The sequence below is a fragment of the Pseudomonas sp. MAG733B genome (assembly GCF_036884845.1).
GTDB lineage: Bacteria > Pseudomonadota > Gammaproteobacteria > Pseudomonadales > Pseudomonadaceae > Aquipseudomonas.
Window position 1 is genome coordinate 5,928,064 of the sequence record NZ_CP145732.1, and the last position, 19,375, is coordinate 5,947,438.

Genomic DNA, 19,375 nt, shown 5'->3' on the forward strand with positions numbered 1-19,375 from the left:
AATCTGCGGCCGGGTTACTTGTTCAACTGGAAATCACCGGCAGGCCCTTGCACTATTGCTGCCTATTCGAAAGCAGCCTCAAGGATCACGGCCCATGCCCGACGACATCCACTATTACGAACCCGCCAACGGCCACGGCCTGCCTCACGATCCGTTCAACGCGATCGTCGGCCCGCGTCCCATCGGCTGGATTTCTTCACAGGATGCCGAGGGCCGCTTGAACCTGGCGCCTTACAGCTTTTTCACCGCGTTCAACTACATTCCGCCGATCATTGGTTTTTCCAGCATCGGGCGCAAAGACAGCCTGAACAACATCGAACAGACCGGGGAATTCGCCTGGAACCTGGCGACCCGGCCACTGGCCGAGCAGATGAACCAGAGTTGCGCCATGGTCGGACCGGAGGTCGATGAATTCGAACTGTCCGGGCTGACCACCGTGGCATCGAAAGTCATTCAGGTGCCGCGAGTCGCCGAAAGCCCGGTGTCCTTCGAATGCAAGGTCACCCAGATCATTCAGTTGCAGAGAGCCGACGGGAATGTGGTGCCGAGCTGGCTGATACTCGGCGAAGTGGTCGCCGTGCATATCGCCAAGTGGCTGTTGAAGGATGGGGTGTACGACACCGCCGCGGCAGAACCGATTCTGCGCGGCGGCGGGCCGGCGGATTATTTCCAGCTGGGGCCTGAGGCATTGTTCAAGATGCACCGCCCGGGAGCGGCAAAGAAGTGATTACCAGACCAGCCCGCCTTCTTCGTCGACGCCCTTGAGATGCGTCAGTTGCAGGGCGGCAGCTTCGTCCGCTTCTCTGGCGGTCTTGAAGGTCTGTTCTTCCAGCAGTTTGTTGAAGCGAGGCGCACCCGCGCCGCCGATGGCTTTGGTGGCGATTGCCGCGTAATACCCGCCTTCGCGGGGGATCACAGCCGATACGGCTTCGAAGGTTTCAAAGGCTTTGCGTGCCATGTCGCGCATCCTGGCTAGTTGAGAATGCTGCCATTAAACCCTCAACCGGCCAGTTTGTGTACCGCTGCTCCGGACTGGCGCAGAGCTTGCGCCGCCGACACATCCTTGAAGGTGTGGAAATCCAGGCTGTTGACCACCAGTTCCTGCACCAGCTCGGCAAAAATCTCCATGGCCGGGGTGCTGAAGTACGCGGTCATGGCCTGTTGATGAGTCCAGAAGCCGGACACCAGCCACAGTTCCGGATCGCATTGCGAGTGCTGCAAGGCAAAGCTCAGGCAGCCTGGCGCTGCGCGGGATGGCTCGATCAGCGCACTCAGGCGCAAACCCAGTTCTTGAGAACGCCCGGCGCGTGCTCGAACGAAAGCCATATGACTGACGGGGATCTGCTTAGACATGTTCAACCCTCCCGGGGAGTCGCGTTGCAGCCGGGGGACGGGCTGCGACAGGATCAAAGGTTAAGGGCCGATGCGCTTGGGTCGTTAGTCGATTCCTGCCGGTGCGTTGCACAATCCTGCGAGCGTGCGCCGACTACCTGTAACAATGTGTAAAACCCTGTCACGGTTCTGCCATACGAGTTTCAAGCAAGTTTTGCCCTCTGCGTCCTGACGTGCAGGGGTGAAAACACAACCCCGTGCAGAATCAGGCAAGCATTCGACAGGATGTGTCTACCGCTACGGCTTGCACAAACATATGCTCTGCCCCATCACTCCTGCCCTGCCGAGGATGCCTTGCATGTCGTCGCTCGATCACTTTCAAGCCCCGCTGGACACCGAGATGGAGAAGCAGCGCGTGGAACTGGCGGCGATCATCCGTCGCAATACCGCCGAAGATGGCAGTTATGCCACTGCTGTCGGCTCGCTGTTCATGTCACGTCATAGCCAAAACCACGAGTTCGCCCCGGTCCTCGCGCAACCGGCGTTGTGCATCATGGCGCAGGGCCGCAAGGAAGTTCGGCTGGCTGACGAATTCTTCAATTACGATCCGCTGAATTACCTGGTGGTCTCGGTTTCGATGCCCCTGAGTGGTCGAGTGGTGGATGTCTCGGCAGAAGAACCGATCCTCGCCGTGCGCCTGGACATCGACCCGGCGGAAATTTCCGCGTTGATCGCCGACGCCGGCCCAATCGGCGTGCCCACCCGGCCGACGGGGCGCGGGCTGTATGTCGAACGGCTGGATACCGCAATGCTCGACGCCGTACTGCGCCTGGCACGTTTGCTCGACACGCCGAAAGACATCGCCATGCTCGCGCCGCTGATCCGTCGGGAAATTCTCTATCGGCTGTTGCGCAGCAAGCAGGGCCATCGGCTGTATGAAATCGCTATCGCCAACAGTCAGAGCCATCGCATCAGTCAGGCGATCAAGTGGCTCAACGGCAACTACGAACAACCGCTGCGCATTGATGATCTGGCCAAGGAAGTGAATTTGAGCGTGTCGACGCTGCATCACCGCTTCAAGGCTATGACGGCGATGAGTCCGTTGCAGTATCAGAAGCAGTTGCGGTTGCAGGAAGCGCGGCGGTTGATGCTGGCGGAGGGGTTGGAGGCATCGGCGGCGGGTTATCGGGTCGGTTATGAAAGCCCGTCGCAGTTCAGCCGTGAGTACAGCCGGTTGTTCGGGGCGCCGCCGTTGAGGGATTTGGCGCGGTTGCGGTTGTCAGTTTGATCAGGAGGTTGTGGCGTTGCGGATGACGCTATCGCTGGCAGGCCAGCTCCCACAGTGATCTGTAGCGTTCACAGAACCTGTGGGAGCTGGCCTGCCAGCGATGAGGCCAGAAAAGCCAACATCAAATCCGGATCAAGCTCCCAAAACTCGGCAAGCCTCGGCCGGCAATGTCACCGACACCGGATGCCCAACACTCAAACCAAAACCTTGGCACGGCGTGCTCAACGCGGTAAACGACACCCCGGAACACTCAACCGTCGTTTCAATCGTCGCACCGATATCCCGCACAAACGTCACCTTGCCCAGCAAGCGATTGCCCGCCGTCGCCTGCGGTGCAGACAGTTGCAGGTCTTCCGGGCGAATCAGCATCTTCACTTTTTCACCGACGACAATGCTGCTGCAGATCGGTACTTGCAGCGCATCGCCGCCCGGCAGGCTGACCTTGCCGTCGCCCAGCGCCGTGGCCGGGAAGATGTTGCCGGAGCCGATGAAGTCGGCGACGAATTCGTTGGCCGGATGGCGGTAGATTTCAATCGGCGTGCCCACCTGCTGTACCTTGTGCTCACCCAGCACGACCACGATATCGGCCATGGTCATGGCCTCACGCTGGTCGTGAGTCACCATGATGGTGGTGATGTTCAAGCGTTGTTGCAGCTGGCGGATTTCCACTTGCATCGACTCGCGCAGCTTGGCGTCCAGCGCCGACAGCGGTTCGTCGAGCAGCAAAATTTTCGGGTGATTGGCAATCGCCCGGGCAATCGCCACGCGCTGACGCTGGCCGCCGGAAAGTTTGGCCACAGGACGGTTGATCATCGGTTGCAGCTGGATCAGTTCCAGCAACTCCACCACCCGCGCCTGCTGATCGGCCTTGCTGACCCCGCGCAACTTCAGCGGATAGGCAATGTTTTCGCCCACGGTCATGTGCGGAAACAGCGCCAGGGACTGGAACACCATGCCGAAGTTACGCAGGTGTGCCGGGGTGTGGCCGATGTCTTCGCCGTCCAGGCGAATCTCGCCGCCGGTCAGGGTTTCCAGCCCGGCAATCATCCGCAGCAACGTGGTTTTGCCGCAGCCCGACGGGCCGAGGAAACACACCAGTTTGCCTTCCGGCAAATGCAGGTTCACATCCTTTACCGCGCAGGCCGAGCCGTAATGTTTCTCGACGTTTTCCAGAATCAGACCAGACATAAATCACCTCAAGAATCAGAACGAAACGCCACCTTCACCGACCAGCTTCTCCAGCGCCCAGATCAGGACGAAGTCGATCAGCACGATCAGCACGGCAAACGAAAATACGGTTGGGTCGAGCGAAGACACGGTGCGGCTGTACATCCAGATCGGCACGGTCATGACATCGATGGTGTAGAGGAAGTAGGTCACGGTGAATTCGTTGAACGAGACGATGAACGCCAGCAGCATGCCCGCCAGGATCCCCGACTTCATTAACGGCACCACCACATCGACAATCGCCCGCATCGGTGAAGCGCCGAGCATTTGCGCGGCCTCCTCGACTTCCGTGCCGATGGAGAGCATCGCCGCCGTGCAGTTTTTCACCACGAATGGCAGAGCCAGAATTACGTGGGCAATCACCAGCCGCGACGTGGTCATGTGGAACGGCAAGCTGTCGAACACCAGCAACAATGCCAGGCCCAACACCACCATCGGGAACACCAGCGGCAATGACATCAGTTGCATCGCCACGGCCTTGCCGCGGAACTCGCAACGGGTCAGCGCGTAGGCGGCCGGCACCGCGATGATCGTGGCGAAAACCATGGTCAGGCACGACACCATCAGGCTGGTGGTCATCGCTTGGCCGAGGCTCAGCACGTCGCTGGAATCCGGCGAGACGAAGGTGTTCCAGGCAGCCTTGTACCATTGCAGGCTGTAGCTGCTCGGCGGGAAGTCGAGGTTCGATGCGCCGCTGAAGGACATGACGATCATGGTCAGGATCGGCAGCACCGCCAACAGCAGGATGAAGCCGGAGAGGATGCCGGCGAACTTGCCGGTGTCACCCGGCAACAGCGACTGGCGCTTCTTGGTCAGGGTACTCATTGCGAAGCCTCCAGCATGCGCCGACGACGGCCGGTGATGTATTCGGACAAAGTCATGATCGCGAGGGTGGTGACGATCAGCACCACACCGGCGGCGGACGCGGCAGGCCAGTTCATCAGCGGCGCGATCTGGTCATGCACCATCACCGCGAGCATCGGCACGCGGCGACCACCGAGCAGCAACGGCACCACGAAACTGCTGGCGTTGTAAGCGAATACCAGCGTCGCACCGGTAATGATTCCCGGCAGACTCATCGGCAACACCACTTGGCGGAACACCTGGAAGCGACTGGCGCCGAGGGTCGCGGCGGCTTCTTCGTAGCTGCGGGCGACGCCGCGCATGGCGCTGGCAATCGGCAGCACGGCCAGCGGGAAAGCGGTTTGCACCAGGCCCATCAACACACCGTTCTGGTTGTACAGCAGCATGATCGGGCGCTTGATCAGGCCCAGGCCCATCAGTGTCTGGTTGAGCATGCCGCCGGGGCCGAGAATCACCAGCCAGCCGTAGCTTTGCAGCAGCAGGTTGACCAGCAATGGCAGCAGCACCGCCGCGAGGAAAATCCGTCGCACGAAGGGCGAGGTCAGGCGCGACATGGTGTAGGCCACCGGGATCGCCAGAATCACGGCGATCACCGCGCTGATCAGCGCCAGGCGCAAAGTCAGCATCAGCGATTTGAGGTAGTAGGGTTCCAGCAACTGGGCGTAACTGGCCAGGCTGAACCCGGACCATTCCGCGCCCTTGGTGCCCACGCTCATGCGCAGGACCAACAGGCTGGCGGCGATCAGCACGCCGAGAAACAGCATCGACGGCGAGAGGAAAAACCAGGCACGCGCGGTCGGCGAAACGCCGAAGCGCGGGCGCGACTCAGCGGCGCTGACCGGATGGGTCAAAGGTTGGTGTTCCATAGCAAAGGGTCTCGTCAATGGAAAGCAGTTGACAGACACAAGACCTGATAACACCGGGTTCTAATGTGGGAGCGGGCTTGCTCGCGAAGAGGCCGTGTCAGCCGACATCAAGATTGAATGTCACACCGCATTCGCGAGCAAGCCCGCTCCCACATTTGATTTGTGGTGCTTTACGGGCTTGTGTACGTCACTCAATCAGGAAGAAAAGATTTCCGTGTAACGACGAATCCATTGGTCATGCACGGAGGCCAGGAAGGCGTTGTCGTGCATGATCGCCTTCTCGGCAATCTGCTCCGGCGTGAGGATGTACGGGCTCTTGCGTGCTTCGGCGGAGATGATCGCCTTGGCGTTGACCGGACCGTTGTAGATGTCTTCGGCCATCTTGCCCTGCACCAGCGGGTCCAGAGAATGGTTGATGAAGGCGTAGGCCATGTCGGTGTCGCCCGGACGGTTCTTCGGCATTACCGAGAGCATCAGGTCGGTGTAGAAACCTTCCTTCATGCCGAAAGTGGCACCCAGGCCGTAGGCCGGATCGCGGATCTGTTTCGGGAAGAACGCCGGGGCGTACAGGCCGCCCATGTCCAGGGAGCCGGTGCGGAACAGCTCGGCGATCTGGTTCGGGTTTTCGCCCAGAGTCACCACGCGGTCTTTCAGCTCAGCGAGTTTCTTGAAGCCAGGCTCGATGTTGTGCTCGTCACCACCGGCCAGTTTGGCGGCGATGATGATCAGGTCCATGGCCTCGGTCCAGTTCGGCGGCGGCAGGAAGATGTTCGGCGACAGCTCGGCGTCCCACAGGGCGGCGTAGCTGTCCGGCGCTTCTTTGATCGTGCGGGTGCTGTAGACCAGGCTGTTGCACCAGAGCAGGTAACCGATGCCGTGGCCATTGGCGCCGGTGCGGTATTTCTCCGGGACATCGACCAGGTTCGGGATACGGTTGAGGTCGGGTTTTTCAAGCAGGTCGGCGGCGGCCAGACCTTCGGCGCCGACGCCGGCCAGGGTGATGATGTCGTACTGCGGACGATCACCGCCGGCCTTGAGTTTGGCGACCATTTCCGAGGTACTGCCGGTGCGGTCGGCGATGACCTTGCAGCCGTACTTGTCTTCGAATGTCGCGGCGATGTTGCGCAGGGCTGCCAGGCCGGTGTCATCGGACCAGGTCAGCAGACGCAGGGTCTTGCCAGTGAAGCGTGTATCGCTGGCATTGGCCTTGACGAACGGCAAGCTCATGGCGGCCGCTGCAACCGAGGCTACGCCCACGGTCTTGATGAATTGACGTCTGTTCAGATCATGCTCGCCCATTACGGACTCCCTTTGTTTTTGTAGGTATAAGGCAGGTCGAAACTGTTGCATCCGCGCGGCCGGATCAGCGTTAGTCCTCGTATTTTCGGGGGCTTGGCTGAACCAGTGAGTTCATCCTGAGGTCGTGTAAAACACCTGACTATCGATAAAAACTCATCGAAGCCATGACGCCGACGCATGCCTCATCGAGAGGCATGCGCTCACCTTTTTCGTGCCGTCAGACAGCCCGAATCACGTGTTTGATTTCCTGGAAAGCCTGCAAGCCCCACGGCCCCAATTCGCGGCCGATGCTGCTCTGCTTGTAGCCACCCCAGGCGGTCTGCGGGAAGATCACCTGCGGCGCGTTGATCCACACAAGCCCCGCCTGCAAAGCGTTGGCGACACGGTCGGCGGCTTCGGCATTGCGCGTGACCACACTGGCCACCAGACCGAACTGGCTGTCGTTGGCCAGGGCAATCGCCTCGGCTTCGGAGGCGAAACTGCGCACGCAGATCACCGGGCCGAAAATCTCTTCACACCACAGCGCACTGTCGAGGGGCACTTCGGTGAAAATCGTCGGCTGCAAAAAATATCCGCGCGGCAGATCCGCCGGACGATTGCCGCCGCAAATCAACTTGGCGCCAGCGCTCAAACCACGATCGATGTGGCCGAGCACGCGTTGGTATTGCGCCTGATTGACCAGTGCGCCCATTTCCACGTTCGGGTCGAACGGATCGGCTACTCGAATCGCTTCGGCACGGGCCTTCAAACGGGTCAGGAATTCATCGGCCAGTTCATCGGCGACCAGCACGCGGCTGGTGGCGGAACACATCTGCCCGGCGTTGAAGAAACCGCCGCCACAGGCCACTTCCACCGCCAATTCGAGATCGGCATCGGCCAGCACCAGCAGCGAAGATTTACCGCCCAGTTCCAGGCTCACGCCTTTGACGGTTTCGGCTGCGCGCTGCATGACCTGCACGCCCACCGCGTTGCTGCCGGTGAAGGAAATCTTGGCGATACGCGGGTCAGCCGACAGTGGCGCGCCAACGGCCAGGCCGGTGCCGCACACCACGTTGAACACGCCGGCCGGCAAGCCTGCTTCGGCGACGATCGCCGCCAGTTCCAGCTCCGGCAGCGGTGTCACTTCAGAAGGCTTGAGCACCACGCAGCAACCGGCGGCCAGCGCCGGCGCGAGTTTCCACGCGGTGGTGACCATCGGAAAATTCCACGGCACGATCAGGCCGACCACACCGCACGGCTCACGGCGCAAGCGAGCGCTGAAATCGTCGGTCGGCAGCTCCACCGTGCTGTCTTGCTTGGCGTCGAGCCCTTCAGCCAGACCGGCGTAATACTCGAACGTGGCGATCACGTCATCGACGTCGATGGCCGCTTCGAACTGTGGCTTGCCGTTGTTGCTCGACTGCAAATGCATCAGCTGCTCACGACCGGCCTGCACGCCAGCGGCGATTTTGCGCAGGATCGCGCCGCGCTCGGCGCCGGTGGTTTTCGACCAGTCGGCGAAGGCTCGGGTCGCAGCGCTGACGGCTTGATCGACTGCTTGTTCATCACCGCCCACGACGGTGGTCAGCAGCGCTTCGGTCGCCGGGTTGATTACGCGCAGGTGCTCGTTGCCGGCCGACCATTGGCCGTCGATGAACAGGCCATCCAGGGTAGTCGGAAAGGTCATTTCGACACCGCCTTCATCCACTCGGTCTGATCGATTTCAATCAGGGTCGGGCCTTGGCGATCAGTGGCTGCACGCAACGCACCGCGCAGTTGCTCGACGCCACTGACTGCCTCGGCAGCGCAACCCAGTGCCTTGGCTACACCGATGAAATCCGGGGTGTAGATGTCGACGCCAACCGGCTCGATGGCGCGGTTGACCATGTATTTCTTGATCTCTTCGTAGCCCTGGTTATTCCACAGCAGCACGATCACCGGGGTGCGTGCTTCTACGGCGCTGGCCAGTTCCGGCAGGGTGAATTGCAGGCCGCCGTCGCCGATCAGGCAGACCACTGGCGGACGCGCGCCGCTCTCGGTGCTGCCGCCGAGCCAGGCGCCAATCGCCGCCGGCAAGGCGTAACCGAGGGTGCCGTAACCGGTGGACGAGTTGAACCAGCGACGCGGGCGCTCCGGGTTGAACGTCAGATTGCCGGTGTACACCGGTTGGGTCGAATCGCCGACGAACACGGCGTTCGGCAATTCATGCAAAACGGTTTCAAGGAAACGGGTCTGGGCCAGGGTCGGTGCATCCCAGCTCGCGGCCAGTTCTTCACGCAGACGCGCGGCGCGCACCTGGCCCCAATCGTTGCGGCGCTCGGCCAGCGACTTGTGCGACAACGCGCTGAGCAGTGCCTGAGCGGCGTTGCGCGAGTCGGAGACCAATGCCACGTGCGGCGGGTAATTGCGCACGGTCTGGTCTGGGTCGATATCGATGCGCAGCAGCTTGCCGGGAATCTCGAAACCACCGGCGAAGGTCACGTCGTAGTCGGTCTCGGCCAGCTCGGTGCCGATGGCCAGAACCACGTCGGCTTCGGCGACCAGCGCACGGGTGGCGACCAGGCTCTGGGTCGAACCGATCAGCAGCGGGTGAGCGGATTCAAGCATGCCCTTGGCATTGATGGTCAGCGCCACCGGAGCGTCGAGCAATTCGGCCAGCTCAGTCAGCTCGGCGGCGGCATCGATGGCGCCGCCACCGGCAAGAATCAGCGGACGCTTGGCGCCGGCCAGCAATTCGGTCATGCGCGAAACAGCCGACGGCGAAGCACCGGCGCGGTCAATGTTCACCGGCAGGCTGCTGAGCAGGTCATCGGCGTCTTCAACCAACACATCCAGTGGAATTTCGATGTGCACCGGGCGCGGACGACCGGCCTGGAACAGCGAGAAAGCGCGGGCCAGCACGCCCGGCAACTCGGACGCCGACATCAGCGTGTGGGAGAACGCCGCGACACCGGCACACAGTGCGCCCTGGTTCGGCAGCTCATGCAACTTGCCGCGACCGCCACCCAACTGGTTGCGCGATTGCACACTGGAGATCACCAGCATCGGGATCGAATCGGCGTACGCCTGGCCCATCGCGGTGGTGATGTTGGTCATGCCAGGGCCGGTGATGATGAAGCACACACCCGGTTTGCCGCTGGTGCGGGCGTAGCCGTCGGCCATGAAACCGGCGCCTTGTTCGTGACGCGGCGTCACATGGTTGATGCTCGAACGGGCCAGCCCGCGATACAGCTCCACGGTGTGAACCCCGGGAATGCCGAACACCTGCTCGACACCGTAGTCTTCGAGTAACTTGACCAATACTTCGCCGCACGTCGCCATGTGAATTGCCCTTCTTGTTCGATTTGAGACGCCGGGCCTGCGCTGTGTTTATGATGGATTCGCAGGTCCAGGGATGGCCTCATTGGAACGGGCGACACGTAGCCGCAACAATGGATAAAAAGTCATACTAGCCATGTCCTCACGTCATACCTTGGATCCCAATGAAACGACTGCCTCCCCTGCCGGCGCTGCACACCTTTCTGATTACCGCGCAGTGCTGCAATTTCACCCGGGCCGCCGAGCAACTTCACATCACCCAAGGTGCGGTGAGCCGACAGATCGCCGGGCTGGAAGATTTCCTCGGTTACGAACTGTTCATTCGTCAGGCCCGCGGCCTTGATCTGACGGCCGAGGGACGGGAATGGCTGCCACGGGTGCAGCAGATTTTCGGATTGATCGACGAGGCCGTTGAGCAGATCGGCGAGAAGCGCGAAACCCTGCAACTCAAGGCGCCCACATGCGTCATGCGCTGGTTGCTGCCGCGTCTTTTGCAATGGCAAAAGGAACGCCCGGACGTGCCGGTGGAACTGACCACCACGGTCAAGCACGGCGTGGATTTTCATCGTGAACAGTTTGATGCAGCGGTGATGTACGGCACGCCGCCGGACACTTCGCTGGAGTCGCAAAAACTCTTCGATGAGAAACTGACGCCGGTGTGTTCCCGGCCGATGCTCGACGGGCCAATCGCTTTGCAGACACCGGCCGACCTGCAACAACACCTGCTGCTGCACCCGACGCGCGATGAGCGCGACTGGAAGGCCTGGCTGAAAGCGGCGGATGTGCATCTGACCAATGTCGGCAAGGGCCAGCATTTCGAAACGCTGGATCTGGCGATGTCGATGGCGTCCCAGGGAACGGGTGTGGCGATTGGCGATTGGTCGCTGATCGGCGATGACCTGGATGCCGGGCGGCTGGTCATGCCATTCGAATTGAAGGTGACTACGGGACTGGCGTATTACCTCGTGTTCCCGGAAAAGCCCGGGCCTTCGCCGAAGTTGCGCGAGTTGATGGGGTGGTTGGTGGAGCAGGCGCAGAGTCGCTGAGAAGCTTCGCGAGCAAGCCCGCTCCCACAGTAGATCGGGTTCCGTCAGAAGGAATACGATCGATAGTGGGAGCGGGCTTACTCGCGAATGCTTTAAGCCACGCCATTAATACCCGACAGTAAACCGCTCCCGCGAATGCTTCGGTGTTTCCACTTCGTCGAGCATCGCAATCGCATAATCCACAAATGTGATCCAGCTGCGCCCTTCGCTGCTCACCAGCAAATCTTCCTGACCGATGCGAAACTTTCCGGTGCGCTCGCCTTCGACAAATTCGGCCGATGGCGACAGGAAGGTCCAGTCCAGATCCTTTTCTTCTCGCAGCTTGCCTAGAAACTCGGCACCGGCGCTGGCCTCCGCTTTGTAAGCCTCCGGGAAACCTGCGCTATCGATCACCCGAGTGCCATCAGGCAACAGCAGCGAACCGGCACCGCCCACCACCAGCAGGCGTTTGACCCCTGCCTTTTTCACCGGCCCGACCACGGCGCTGGCGGGCAAAGTGGCGAAATGCGCCGCGCTGAGCACCACGTCATGACCGGCGATAGCGTCCTGCAATGCGCTGGCATCGAGCGCGTCGACATTACGGGTCACCACTCCTGCGCGCTGACCGATCTTCGACGTGTCGCGAGCGATGGCGGTAACGCTGTGACCGCGACGCAAGGCTTCTTCCAGCAGTTGGCTACCGGCCCGGCCGGTGGCACCGATGATTGCGATTTTGCTCATTAACTTCTCCAGTTGGCTTGAGAGTATTGGTACAAATCCTTGTTGCCAGGTGAGCTTTTGGGGCGAGGGAGCTTGCTCCCGCTGGGTGGCGCAGCCGCCCCAAAATCACTCACCGCTGTCTATCCGACGGACCGCATCAGCCTACGGGAGCGCTTCGCACTCCAGCGGGAGCAAGCTCCCTCGCCACAGAAACTGCAGTGGTCCACATAACCTCATTCACCCCACTTCATCTCGCCCTTGGCGACTTTGGCACTCAGCTCCAGGGAGCTTTCTTCGCCCAGCGTCGGGAAGCGTTTTTTCATCGCAGCGATCAGCGCAGCAGAGTCTTTGGCCTTGGCGGTTTCTTCGTCGAAGGCCTGGATGTAATCGGCGGTGAACTGCACAGCGGCCAGCGAACGGGCGCTCTCGCCGAGGTAATGACCCGGTACGACGGTTGTCGGTTTCAGGCTTTCGATCGAATGCAGCGTAGCCAACCAATCGGCATGGGACTGCGCCGTTTGCGTGTCGGCCATCCACACATGGATGTTTTCCGCCACGACCACGCCACCGACCACGGCCTTGATTGACGGAATCCATACGAAGCTGCGATCCGATTGTTTGCCCTCCAGGCCGACCACCTGCAACTTCTGCCCTTCGAGGATCAGGCTGTCACCCTTGAGCACGTCCGGCACGATGGTTTTGGCCGGTACGTCGGCGCCCATTTTCGGGCCCCAGAACGCCAGTTTGCCGTTGACGGTTTGCTTGATGTGATCAACCGTCGGCTGCGAAGCGAGCACCTTGGCCTTGGGGAATGCGGCGGTCAGGGTATCGAGGCCGAAGTAGTAATCCGGGTCACCGTGGCTGATGTAGATGGTGGTCAATTGCTTACCGCTGGCGCGGATTTTTTCCACCACCTGTTCGGCCTGGGATTTGCCGAATTGCGCGTCCACCAGGATCGCCTCTTTCTCGCCGCTGACCAGTACCGAGGTCACCGGGAAAATTGCTTTCTCTCCAGGGTTGTAGACATCCAGCGTCAGCGTCGATGCGCTCGCGTGGGCGGCAAAACCGAGTGTGGTGGCGAGGAAAACGCGTTTAAGCGAGGTGAATCCGATCATCTGTTGCTCCGTGGTTCAAGTGCCATGCATGGCGATGGACCAGAGCTTAGTTGCCTGACTCAGTACAAAAAATGCGATGCTTGAACATAGTTTGTTTCTGAAATCGGGCAAATCATGGATCGTCTACAAGCAATGCGCGTGTTCGTCACGGTGGTCGACCTCGGCAGCCAGTCGGCCGCCGCCGATCATCTGGAGCTGTCGCGGCCAGTGGTTTCTCGGTATCTGGCGGAGCTGGAAGACTGGGTCGGCGCACGCCTGATGCATCGCACCACCCGCAAATTGAGCCTGACCGCCGCCGGCAGCGAAGTGCTGCCGCGCTGTCGACAGATGCTCGATTTGTCCACCGACATGCAAGCCGCCGTCAGCGTCCCGGAGGATGCCCCGCGCGGGCTGCTGCGGATCAGCGTCAGCACTTCGTTCGGCCAGGCGCAACTGGCCGATGCCATGGCCGCCTACGTCAAACGCTATCCGGGCGTCAGCATCGACATGCAGATGCTCGACCGCACAGTGAACCTGGTGGATGAGCGCATCGACCTGGCGATTCGCACCAGCAATGACCTGGACCCGAACCTGATCGCCCGTCGGTTGACGGTATGTCGCTCAGTGATTTGCGCCTCCCCTGCCTACCTCCGCGAGCATTCGACACCGCAACGGGTCGAGGATCTGAGCGAACACAATTGCCTGACCCACTCCTACTTCGGCAAAAGCCTGTGGCATTTCGAGCAGGACGGCGAACAGGTCTCGGTGCCGGTGCAGGGCAACATCAGCGCCAACGAGACCACTACCCTGTTACGCGCAGCGATGGCTGGCGCCGGGGTGGCGATGCTGCCCACTTATCAGGCCGGCGTGCATATCCACAGCGGTGAACTGGTTCGCCTGCTTCCGTCGGCTGAGCCTCGGCAGATGAACGTGTACGCGGTGTATGCCTCACGCAAGCACATGCCGGCGGCGCTACGCAGTTTGCTGGATTTTCTGGTGGTGAGGTTTCCGGAGGAACCGGCGTGGGATATCGGCCTGTAACCCGATTAAACCTGTGAGAGCGGGCTTGCTCGCGAAGGCGGTGTGTCATTCAGCCAATAAGTTGACTGATCTACCGCTTTCGCGAGCAAGCCCGCTCCCACAAGGGCCGTCATCAGCAGTCTGAATGGCGCGCTATGGCTGGCAACTCAGTGGCACTGACCTATGCTCAAAGTAATACCGAAGGGTATTCGTTCAGAGGTCAACGCCATGAACATCAAAACAAGAAGGTACCTCGCGATTTTCATCACCTGCGCGGTTACGCTCGGGTTGTATGGCGCGGCAGCCTGGCGCGTGGAGCAGTTGCGCAACCTGCCCCGTGAGTACGCCAGCTGCAATTTCGAGCGTTGCATTCCCCACAACGCGACCCTCAACGCCCTCCGTTAGCGAAGGGGTCAGGCCTCGTTGTCCTGATCGGCCTTCAAACGGTCGCGGAACGCCTTTGGCGAGATTCCCACCCGGCGCCGGAACAGGCGCGTGAAGTTGGTCGGATCCGAGAAGCCCAATACGTCGGACATTTCATAAATGGTCATGCTGGTGTAGGTCAGCAAGCGCTTGGCCTCCAGCAATTGACGCTCGTGCATGATCTGCAACGCCGGTTGCCCCGCCAGTTCACGGCAAGTGCCATTGAGGTGGGACACGGAAATCCCCAGCCGATGGGCCAGGTCTTCGACCTTGACGTGTTGCCGATAGGTCTCTTCCACCAACTGAATGAACCCGTTGAGGTATTCCCGGGCACGTTGCGGTCGTTGCGTGGCTGAACGTCGCTGGATAACCTGACGGCTGACCCACACCATGATCACGCTGACCAGCGAATGCATGAGCATTTCCCGCGCCGGTTGATGGCTGGTGTATTCGTTCTGCAACGCACTGAACAAGCTGTTCAGGTACTCGGCGTCAGTGCCGGCCGGATAGCTCTCGGCTTGGGCCAGCGCATTCACCGAATGTCCCAGTTGCGCTTGAAGATGAGCGATCAGCGGCGCAGCCAGGGTGACCACGAATCCTTCGACATCCTCGGAAAAACGGAAACCGTGCACTGACAGCGGTGGCAGGATCTGGATCGCCGGTTCAGTCAATTGCGTACGCTGGCCTTCGATTTCAAGCTCTGCCTGACCTTTGAATACGAAGAGCAACTGACATAAATCGGCGTGGCGGTGAGGTTTGATTTCCCATTGATGTTCGCGGCTGCGTTTGGAGATGGTTTCACAGTGCAGCAAGTCCGGGGTTGGCCAATCCAGGCTTTCACCGTAGAGCTTGAACACTGGAATCGAAGGCAGGTCAGGCTTGTTCATCACTTCAATCCAGGCCTCGGAATAGATGACGGGCGATAATCGCACCGATTGGCAGAATGTACAGGTATCGGCTCAGTTTTCACCTTCAATTGACAGACCCGCAAGGGAAAAATGCAAGCACTCGATCCATAAAAATTATCCACAGACCCTGGTCGCGTGGAGCTTGCGAGTCATAAAAACAATGAAAACGCTGAAAACCCAAGTTGCCATCATCGGTGCCGGTCCTTCCGGTCTGCTGCTCGGACAATTGCTGCACAACGCCGGCATCGACACTCTGATTCTCGAACGCCAGACGCCGGATTATGTCCTCGGGCGCATCCGCGCCGGTGTGCTTGAACAAGGCATGGTAGAGCTGTTGCGCCAGGCCGGTGTGAGTCAGCGCATGGACACCGAAGGACTGGTTCATGGCGGCTTCGAACTGGCCCTCGACGGGCGCCAGGTGCACATCGACCTGCAAGCCCTCACCGGGGGCAAAACCGTGATGATCTACGGCCAGACCGAGGTAACCCGTGACCTGATGGCCGCTCGTCAGATCGCCGGTGCGCAGACCCTCTACGAGGCGAGCAACGTCGTTCCCCATGGCATGAAAACCGACGAAGCATTCGTGACGTTCGAAAAGGACGGCGAACACTATCGCCTCGATTGTGACTACATCGCCGGCTGCGATGGTTTCCATGGTGTGGCGCGGCAATCGATTCCCGCCGAGAACCTGAAGGTGTTTGAACGGGTCTATCCGTTTGGCTGGCTGGGGATTCTTGCCGACACGCCACCGGTGCACGAAGAGCTGGTCTACGCCCGCCACGAACGCGGTTTCGCCCTGTGCAGCATGCGCTCGGCGACCCGCACCCGTTACTACCTGCAAGTTCCGGCGGATGAAAAAGTCGAAGACTGGTCCGATCAACGCTTCTGGGATGAACTCAAAACCCGTCTGCCGCAGAAGTTGGCGGACAATCTGGTGACCGGACCGTCCATCGAAAAAAGCATCGCGCCGCTGCGTAGCTTCGTGGTCGAACCGATGCAGTACGGTCGGATGTTCCTGGTCGGCGACGCCGCACACATCGTCCCGCCCACCGGCGCCAAAGGCCTGAATCTGGCGGCCAGTGACGTCAGTACGTTGTTCAACATCCTGCTCAAGGTTTACCGCGAAGATCGCCTTGATCTGCTGGAGAAGTACTCGGAAATCTGCCTGCGCCGGGTGTGGAAAGCCGAACGGTTTTCCTGGTGGATGACCTCGATGCTGCACCGTTTCGAGGATCACGATGCCTTTAGCCAGCGCATCGCCGAGTCGGAGCTGGAATATTTCATCGATTCCGAGGCGGGTCGAAAAACCATTGCAGAAAATTACGTCGGGCTTCCTTATGAGGCTATCGAATAGCCTGCTACCGACTTACACTGGCGAGCATCCCCGCTCGCCCTTGCCTCGTGCGGGTCAATCACTGCCCGCAGGTTCTTCCGTGACCAATCTCAACCAGCCTGAAACGCCCAAACCGGCCATCCGCAGCGTGTTGATCGCGCTGATGCTGGCAATTTTCCTCGGTGCTTTGGACCAGACCATCGTCGCTGTGTCGATGCCGGCCATTTCCGCGCAATTCAAGGACGTCAGCCTGCTGGCCTGGGTGATTTCCGGTTACATGGTGGCGATGACCGTGGCGGTGCCGATCTACGGCAAACTCGGCGACTTGTACGGGCGGCGCAAGTTGATGCTGTTCGGCATGGGTTTGTTCACGCTGGCGTCGTTGTTCTGCGGCATGGCGCAGAGCATGGAGCAGTTGGTGCTGGCGCGGATTATCCAGGGCATCGGCGCCGGCGGAATGATCTCGGTGAGCCAGGCGATCATCGGCGACATCGTGCCGCCACGCGAGCGCGGTCGCTATCAGGGTTATTTCAGCAGTATGTATGCGGTGGCCAGCGTCGCCGGGCCGGTGCTTGGCGGCTACATGACCGAATACTTGTCCTGGCGCTGGGTATTCCTGATCAACCTGCCGCTGGGCCTAGGCGCGTGGCTGGTGGCCAATCGCACACTGGTCGGCCTGCCGATTCCGCAACGCAAACCGATCATCGATTACCTCGGCACCCTGCTGATGATCATAGGCCTGACGGCGTTGTTGCTGGGCATTACCCAGGTCGGCCAGGGCCATTCATGGCGCAGCGCCGAGGTCTTGGGGTTGCTGGCCTGTGCGGTGGTGGTACTGGGGCTGTTCGTCGTACATGAGCGACGGGCGCGGGAGCCGTTGTTGCCCATGCACTTGTTCGCCAACCGCAACGCGATCCTGTGCTGGTGCACGATTTTCTTCACCAGTTTCCAGGCGATCTCGTTGATCGTGCTGATGCCGCTGCGCTTTCAGAGTGTCACCGGTGCCGGCGCCGACAGCGCCGCCCTGCACTTGCTGCCACTGGCGATGGGCTTGCCGATTGGTGCTTATTTCGCCGGCCGCCGCACTTCCGTGACCGGCCGCTACAAACCGATGATCCTGACCGGCGCCGCGCTGATGCCAATCGCGATTCTCGGCATGGCCTTCAGCCCGCCCCAAGCCTTTTTGCTCAGCAGCCTGTTCATGCTGCTGTGCGGGATATCGTCGGGCATGCAGTTCCCGACTTCGTTGGTGGGCACGCAGAATTCGGTGGAACAACGGGATATCGGCGTCGCCACCAGCACCACCAACCTGTTCCGCTCGCTGGGCGGCGCGGTGGGTGTGGCGTTGATGTCAGCGCTGCTGCTGGCGTTGTTGCAGGATTCCAGCTTCGCGCACCTGGCCGGCTCGGCGCTGATTGCCGAAGGGCATTCCGGGAATGTTCTGCTGGACGGTTTGAACGCTGCGCCGGGTGACGCGCAAGACGCTTTGCGTGCAGAGCTGCTGCTGACCTTCCGGCATTTGCTGATGGTCAGTGCGGCGGTGTCGTTGTTGGGGCTTGCAGCGGCGATTGCCATGCCGAACATGTTGTTGCGCGGCAGGGAAGACAAGGTTCGGTAGATAGACCGGGTCGCCTTCAATCGCGAGCAAGCTCGCTCCCACAGTGATCTCTGGTGTACACAAAATCTTCAACTCACTGGAGATCCAGTGTGGGAGCGAGCTTGCTCGCGATAGCGGTTTAACGGTCAAACAAATTCAAGGGCTGTAATACCCGACAGCCACCAGAAAATGCCCAACCTTCTTCAGGTACGCATGCTTGTCCTCGACCTTGCCGGTCACCGGGTTCTTCCAGCGATATTCGTACTCGCCATAATCCTGCTTGGCCATCAACGCCAGCATCGGCTCACCCACCGGTTTGCCCTCTGGGTCCTTGATCTTGCTGAAATCAGTATTGATCAAGCGCAAATTGGTGCCGTGGGCCACATAACGCTGGGTATCCAGATCGACGACAAACACATACAGGTCATCCTGCAAATAACCGCCCTTGAGCGAGTTGATCGCCGTCAGCGTGCCCTTCTCGTCCTTGGCCAGGTCGGTCGCCGCTTTGTTCAGCAAGGCCATGGCCTGTTCCGCCGATGCCCGTGGCAGGTAATAACCGACTGCGAGAATCCGCTGGCCGACTCGCTGATAGAACACATGCTTGCGCTCGACCTTGCCGTCAGCCCAGTTCTGCCAGCGGTATTCCGCCTGCTGGATGCCATTGCCCTCCGGCACTTTCAGGGCATCCTTGAAGGCTTTCTGCAATTCCGGGCCGAGGGTTTCCGACACGTCCCGACCAATCAATGCCGATGACGGCCCGCCGCTGGCGAGCATTACGCCTTTGGTGTCGAGGACAAAGACATAGCGGTCCTTGTCGACGAACTCGCCCTGACGACTGAAGGCAGCGAAGGCCTTGTCGCCATTGTCGTGGTAGTAGGCCAAGGCTTTTTCCAGCAAGGCGATGGCGGCCTTGCTGTCGTCCTTTTCTGTTCCGGCCGCATGCACTTGGCTCAGGCCCAGCGCAAAAATGACGCACAGCACGGCGAACTTATGCAGAAACCCCATTGCGCATCCCTCGTTCTTGTTGATGTTTCAAGAGCGTAGACGGCAATGGGGCATGTATGGATATTCAGCGAATCGCA

The 19,375-nt window shown here is 60.4% G+C and carries 19 protein-coding genes; 7 read left to right on the forward strand and 12 right to left on the reverse strand.

The window, feature by feature from the left end:
* Nucleotides 1-94: 94 nt before the first annotated feature.
* Nucleotides 95-727 carry a flavin reductase family protein gene (locus tag V6Z53_RS27135; protein WP_338582692.1) on the forward strand — a complete coding sequence of 211 codons (633 nt, stop codon included), beginning with the start codon at nucleotides 95-97 and terminating at the stop codon, nucleotides 725-727.
* Here V6Z53_RS27135 and V6Z53_RS27140 read toward each other — a convergent pair whose 3' ends face one another.
* Both V6Z53_RS27140 and V6Z53_RS27145 read right to left on the reverse strand, forming a co-directional pair.
* Nucleotides 728-958, reverse strand: a complete 231-nt coding sequence (locus V6Z53_RS27140) for a hypothetical protein (RefSeq protein WP_150702997.1) — start codon at nucleotides 956-958, stop codon at nucleotides 728-730.
* Nucleotides 959-999: 41 nt separating this feature from the next.
* Entirely contained in the window at nucleotides 1,000-1,353 is a 354-nt protein-coding gene (locus V6Z53_RS27145; RefSeq protein WP_338582694.1) for an antibiotic biosynthesis monooxygenase family protein, read from the reverse strand.
* Nucleotides 1,354-1,690: 337 nt separating this feature from the next.
* Between V6Z53_RS27145 and V6Z53_RS27150 the strand changes: the two genes are divergently transcribed.
* Entirely contained in the window at nucleotides 1,691-2,620 is a 930-nt protein-coding gene (locus V6Z53_RS27150) for an AraC family transcriptional regulator (protein WP_338582696.1), read from the forward strand.
* A gap of 132 nt (nucleotides 2,621-2,752) precedes the next feature.
* On the opposite strand, the gene V6Z53_RS27155 is transcribed toward V6Z53_RS27150, so the two are convergent.
* The 6 genes from V6Z53_RS27155 to V6Z53_RS27180 all read right to left on the reverse strand — a co-directional run bounded on the left by V6Z53_RS27155 (nucleotide 2,753) and on the right by V6Z53_RS27180 (nucleotide 10,176).
* Nucleotides 2,753-3,808 (reverse strand): ABC transporter ATP-binding protein, encoded by a 1,056-nt coding sequence (locus V6Z53_RS27155; RefSeq protein WP_338582698.1) that lies wholly within the window; start codon nucleotides 3,806-3,808, stop codon nucleotides 2,753-2,755.
* A gap of 15 nt (nucleotides 3,809-3,823) precedes the next feature.
* The gene (locus V6Z53_RS27160; protein ID WP_338582699.1) at nucleotides 3,824-4,672 is read right to left on the reverse strand and encodes an ABC transporter permease; all 849 of its coding nucleotides are present in this window, start codon (nucleotides 4,670-4,672) and stop codon (nucleotides 3,824-3,826) included.
* A complete protein-coding gene (locus V6Z53_RS27165; protein ID WP_338582701.1) occupies nucleotides 4,669-5,577 on the reverse strand; it encodes an ABC transporter permease in 909 nt (302 codons plus the stop codon). The genes V6Z53_RS27160 and V6Z53_RS27165 overlap by 4 nt, the downstream gene beginning before the upstream one ends.
* A 195-nt stretch (nucleotides 5,578-5,772) precedes the next feature.
* Nucleotides 5,773-6,876, reverse strand: coding sequence for an ABC transporter substrate-binding protein (locus V6Z53_RS27170; protein WP_338582703.1), 1,104 nt, complete (start codon nucleotides 6,874-6,876; stop codon nucleotides 5,773-5,775).
* Between the two features lie 217 nt (nucleotides 6,877-7,093).
* On the reverse strand, nucleotides 7,094-8,542 hold the full coding sequence (locus V6Z53_RS27175) for an aldehyde dehydrogenase family protein (RefSeq protein ID WP_338582705.1): 1,449 nt from the start codon (nucleotides 8,540-8,542) through the stop codon (nucleotides 7,094-7,096).
* On the reverse strand, nucleotides 8,539-10,176 hold the full coding sequence (locus tag V6Z53_RS27180; protein WP_338582707.1) for a 5-guanidino-2-oxopentanoate decarboxylase: 1,638 nt from the start codon (nucleotides 10,174-10,176) through the stop codon (nucleotides 8,539-8,541). The genes V6Z53_RS27175 and V6Z53_RS27180 overlap by 4 nt, the downstream gene beginning before the upstream one ends.
* Before the next feature lie 161 nt (nucleotides 10,177-10,337).
* On the opposite strand from V6Z53_RS27180, the gene V6Z53_RS27185 reads away from it, so the two are divergent.
* On the forward strand, nucleotides 10,338-11,219 hold the full coding sequence (locus V6Z53_RS27185; protein ID WP_338582708.1) for a LysR substrate-binding domain-containing protein: 882 nt from the start codon (nucleotides 10,338-10,340) through the stop codon (nucleotides 11,217-11,219).
* 105 nt (nucleotides 11,220-11,324) lie between these two features.
* On the opposite strand, the gene V6Z53_RS27190 is transcribed toward V6Z53_RS27185, so the two are convergent.
* Nucleotides 11,325-11,939, reverse strand: coding sequence for an NAD(P)-dependent oxidoreductase (locus V6Z53_RS27190; protein WP_338582709.1), 615 nt, complete (start codon nucleotides 11,937-11,939; stop codon nucleotides 11,325-11,327).
* Between the two features lie 212 nt (nucleotides 11,940-12,151).
* Nucleotides 12,152-13,033 (reverse strand): MBL fold metallo-hydrolase, encoded by an 882-nt coding sequence (locus V6Z53_RS27195; RefSeq protein ID WP_338582710.1) that lies wholly within the window; start codon nucleotides 13,031-13,033, stop codon nucleotides 12,152-12,154.
* Nucleotides 13,034-13,147: 114 nt separating this feature from the next.
* Between V6Z53_RS27195 and V6Z53_RS27200 the strand changes: the two genes are divergently transcribed.
* Together V6Z53_RS27200 and V6Z53_RS27205 are read left to right on the forward strand one after the other, a co-directional pair.
* Nucleotides 13,148-14,053, forward strand: coding sequence for a LysR family transcriptional regulator (locus V6Z53_RS27200; protein WP_338582711.1), 906 nt, complete (start codon nucleotides 13,148-13,150; stop codon nucleotides 14,051-14,053).
* Between the two features lie 207 nt (nucleotides 14,054-14,260).
* Nucleotides 14,261-14,437: a hypothetical protein gene (locus V6Z53_RS27205; RefSeq protein ID WP_162837843.1), complete on the forward strand. Its 177-nt coding sequence runs from the start codon at nucleotides 14,261-14,263 to the stop codon at nucleotides 14,435-14,437.
* An 8-nt stretch (nucleotides 14,438-14,445) separates the two neighbouring features.
* Here V6Z53_RS27205 and V6Z53_RS27210 read toward each other — a convergent pair whose 3' ends face one another.
* Nucleotides 14,446-15,342 carry a helix-turn-helix domain-containing protein gene (locus tag V6Z53_RS27210; RefSeq protein WP_338582713.1) on the reverse strand — a complete coding sequence of 299 codons (897 nt, stop codon included), beginning with the start codon at nucleotides 15,340-15,342 and terminating at the stop codon, nucleotides 14,446-14,448.
* Between the two features lie 190 nt (nucleotides 15,343-15,532).
* Here V6Z53_RS27210 and pobA point away from each other — a divergent pair, with 190 nt between their 5' ends.
* Together pobA and V6Z53_RS27220 are read left to right on the forward strand one after the other, a co-directional pair.
* Nucleotides 15,533-16,717, forward strand: coding sequence for a 4-hydroxybenzoate 3-monooxygenase (gene pobA, locus V6Z53_RS27215; RefSeq protein WP_338586574.1), 1,185 nt, complete (start codon nucleotides 15,533-15,535; stop codon nucleotides 16,715-16,717).
* Between the two features lie 79 nt (nucleotides 16,718-16,796).
* Nucleotides 16,797-18,314 carry an MDR family MFS transporter gene (locus tag V6Z53_RS27220; RefSeq protein WP_338582715.1) on the forward strand — a complete coding sequence of 506 codons (1,518 nt, stop codon included), beginning with the start codon at nucleotides 16,797-16,799 and terminating at the stop codon, nucleotides 18,312-18,314.
* Between the two features lie 135 nt (nucleotides 18,315-18,449).
* On the opposite strand, the gene V6Z53_RS27225 is transcribed toward V6Z53_RS27220, so the two are convergent.
* A complete protein-coding gene (locus V6Z53_RS27225) occupies nucleotides 18,450-19,298 on the reverse strand; it encodes a cache domain-containing protein (protein WP_338582716.1) in 849 nt (282 codons plus the stop codon).
* Nucleotides 19,299-19,375: the final 77 nt, after the last annotated feature.

Coding starts and splice junctions, on each gene's coding strand:
- V6Z53_RS27135 (WP_338582692.1), top strand. CDS start 95: ATGCCCGACGACATCCACTATTACGAACCCGCCAACGGCCACGGCCTG.
- V6Z53_RS27140 (WP_150702997.1), bottom strand. CDS start 958: ATGGCACGCAAAGCCTTTGAAACCTTCGAAGCCGTATCGGCTGTGATC.
- V6Z53_RS27145 (WP_338582694.1), bottom strand. CDS start 1,353: ATGTCTAAGCAGATCCCCGTCAGTCATATGGCTTTCGTTCGAGCACGC.
- V6Z53_RS27150 (WP_338582696.1), top strand. CDS start 1,691: ATGTCGTCGCTCGATCACTTTCAAGCCCCGCTGGACACCGAGATGGAG.
- V6Z53_RS27155 (WP_338582698.1), bottom strand. CDS start 3,808: ATGTCTGGTCTGATTCTGGAAAACGTCGAGAAACATTACGGCTCGGCC.
- V6Z53_RS27160 (WP_338582699.1), bottom strand. CDS start 4,672: ATGAGTACCCTGACCAAGAAGCGCCAGTCGCTGTTGCCGGGTGACACC.
- V6Z53_RS27165 (WP_338582701.1), bottom strand. CDS start 5,577: ATGGAACACCAACCTTTGACCCATCCGGTCAGCGCCGCTGAGTCGCGC.
- V6Z53_RS27170 (WP_338582703.1), bottom strand. CDS start 6,876: ATGGGCGAGCATGATCTGAACAGACGTCAATTCATCAAGACCGTGGGC.
- V6Z53_RS27175 (WP_338582705.1), bottom strand. CDS start 8,542: ATGACCTTTCCGACTACCCTGGATGGCCTGTTCATCGACGGCCAATGG.
- V6Z53_RS27180 (WP_338582707.1), bottom strand. CDS start 10,176: ATGGCGACGTGCGGCGAAGTATTGGTCAAGTTACTCGAAGACTACGGT.
- V6Z53_RS27185 (WP_338582708.1), top strand. CDS start 10,338: ATGAAACGACTGCCTCCCCTGCCGGCGCTGCACACCTTTCTGATTACC.
- V6Z53_RS27190 (WP_338582709.1), bottom strand. CDS start 11,939: ATGAGCAAAATCGCAATCATCGGTGCCACCGGCCGGGCCGGTAGCCAA.
- V6Z53_RS27195 (WP_338582710.1), bottom strand. CDS start 13,033: ATGATCGGATTCACCTCGCTTAAACGCGTTTTCCTCGCCACCACACTC.
- V6Z53_RS27200 (WP_338582711.1), top strand. CDS start 13,148: ATGGATCGTCTACAAGCAATGCGCGTGTTCGTCACGGTGGTCGACCTC.
- V6Z53_RS27205 (WP_162837843.1), top strand. CDS start 14,261: ATGAACATCAAAACAAGAAGGTACCTCGCGATTTTCATCACCTGCGCG.
- V6Z53_RS27210 (WP_338582713.1), bottom strand. CDS start 15,342: ATGAACAAGCCTGACCTGCCTTCGATTCCAGTGTTCAAGCTCTACGGT.
- V6Z53_RS27225 (WP_338582716.1), bottom strand. CDS start 19,298: ATGGGGTTTCTGCATAAGTTCGCCGTGCTGTGCGTCATTTTTGCGCTG.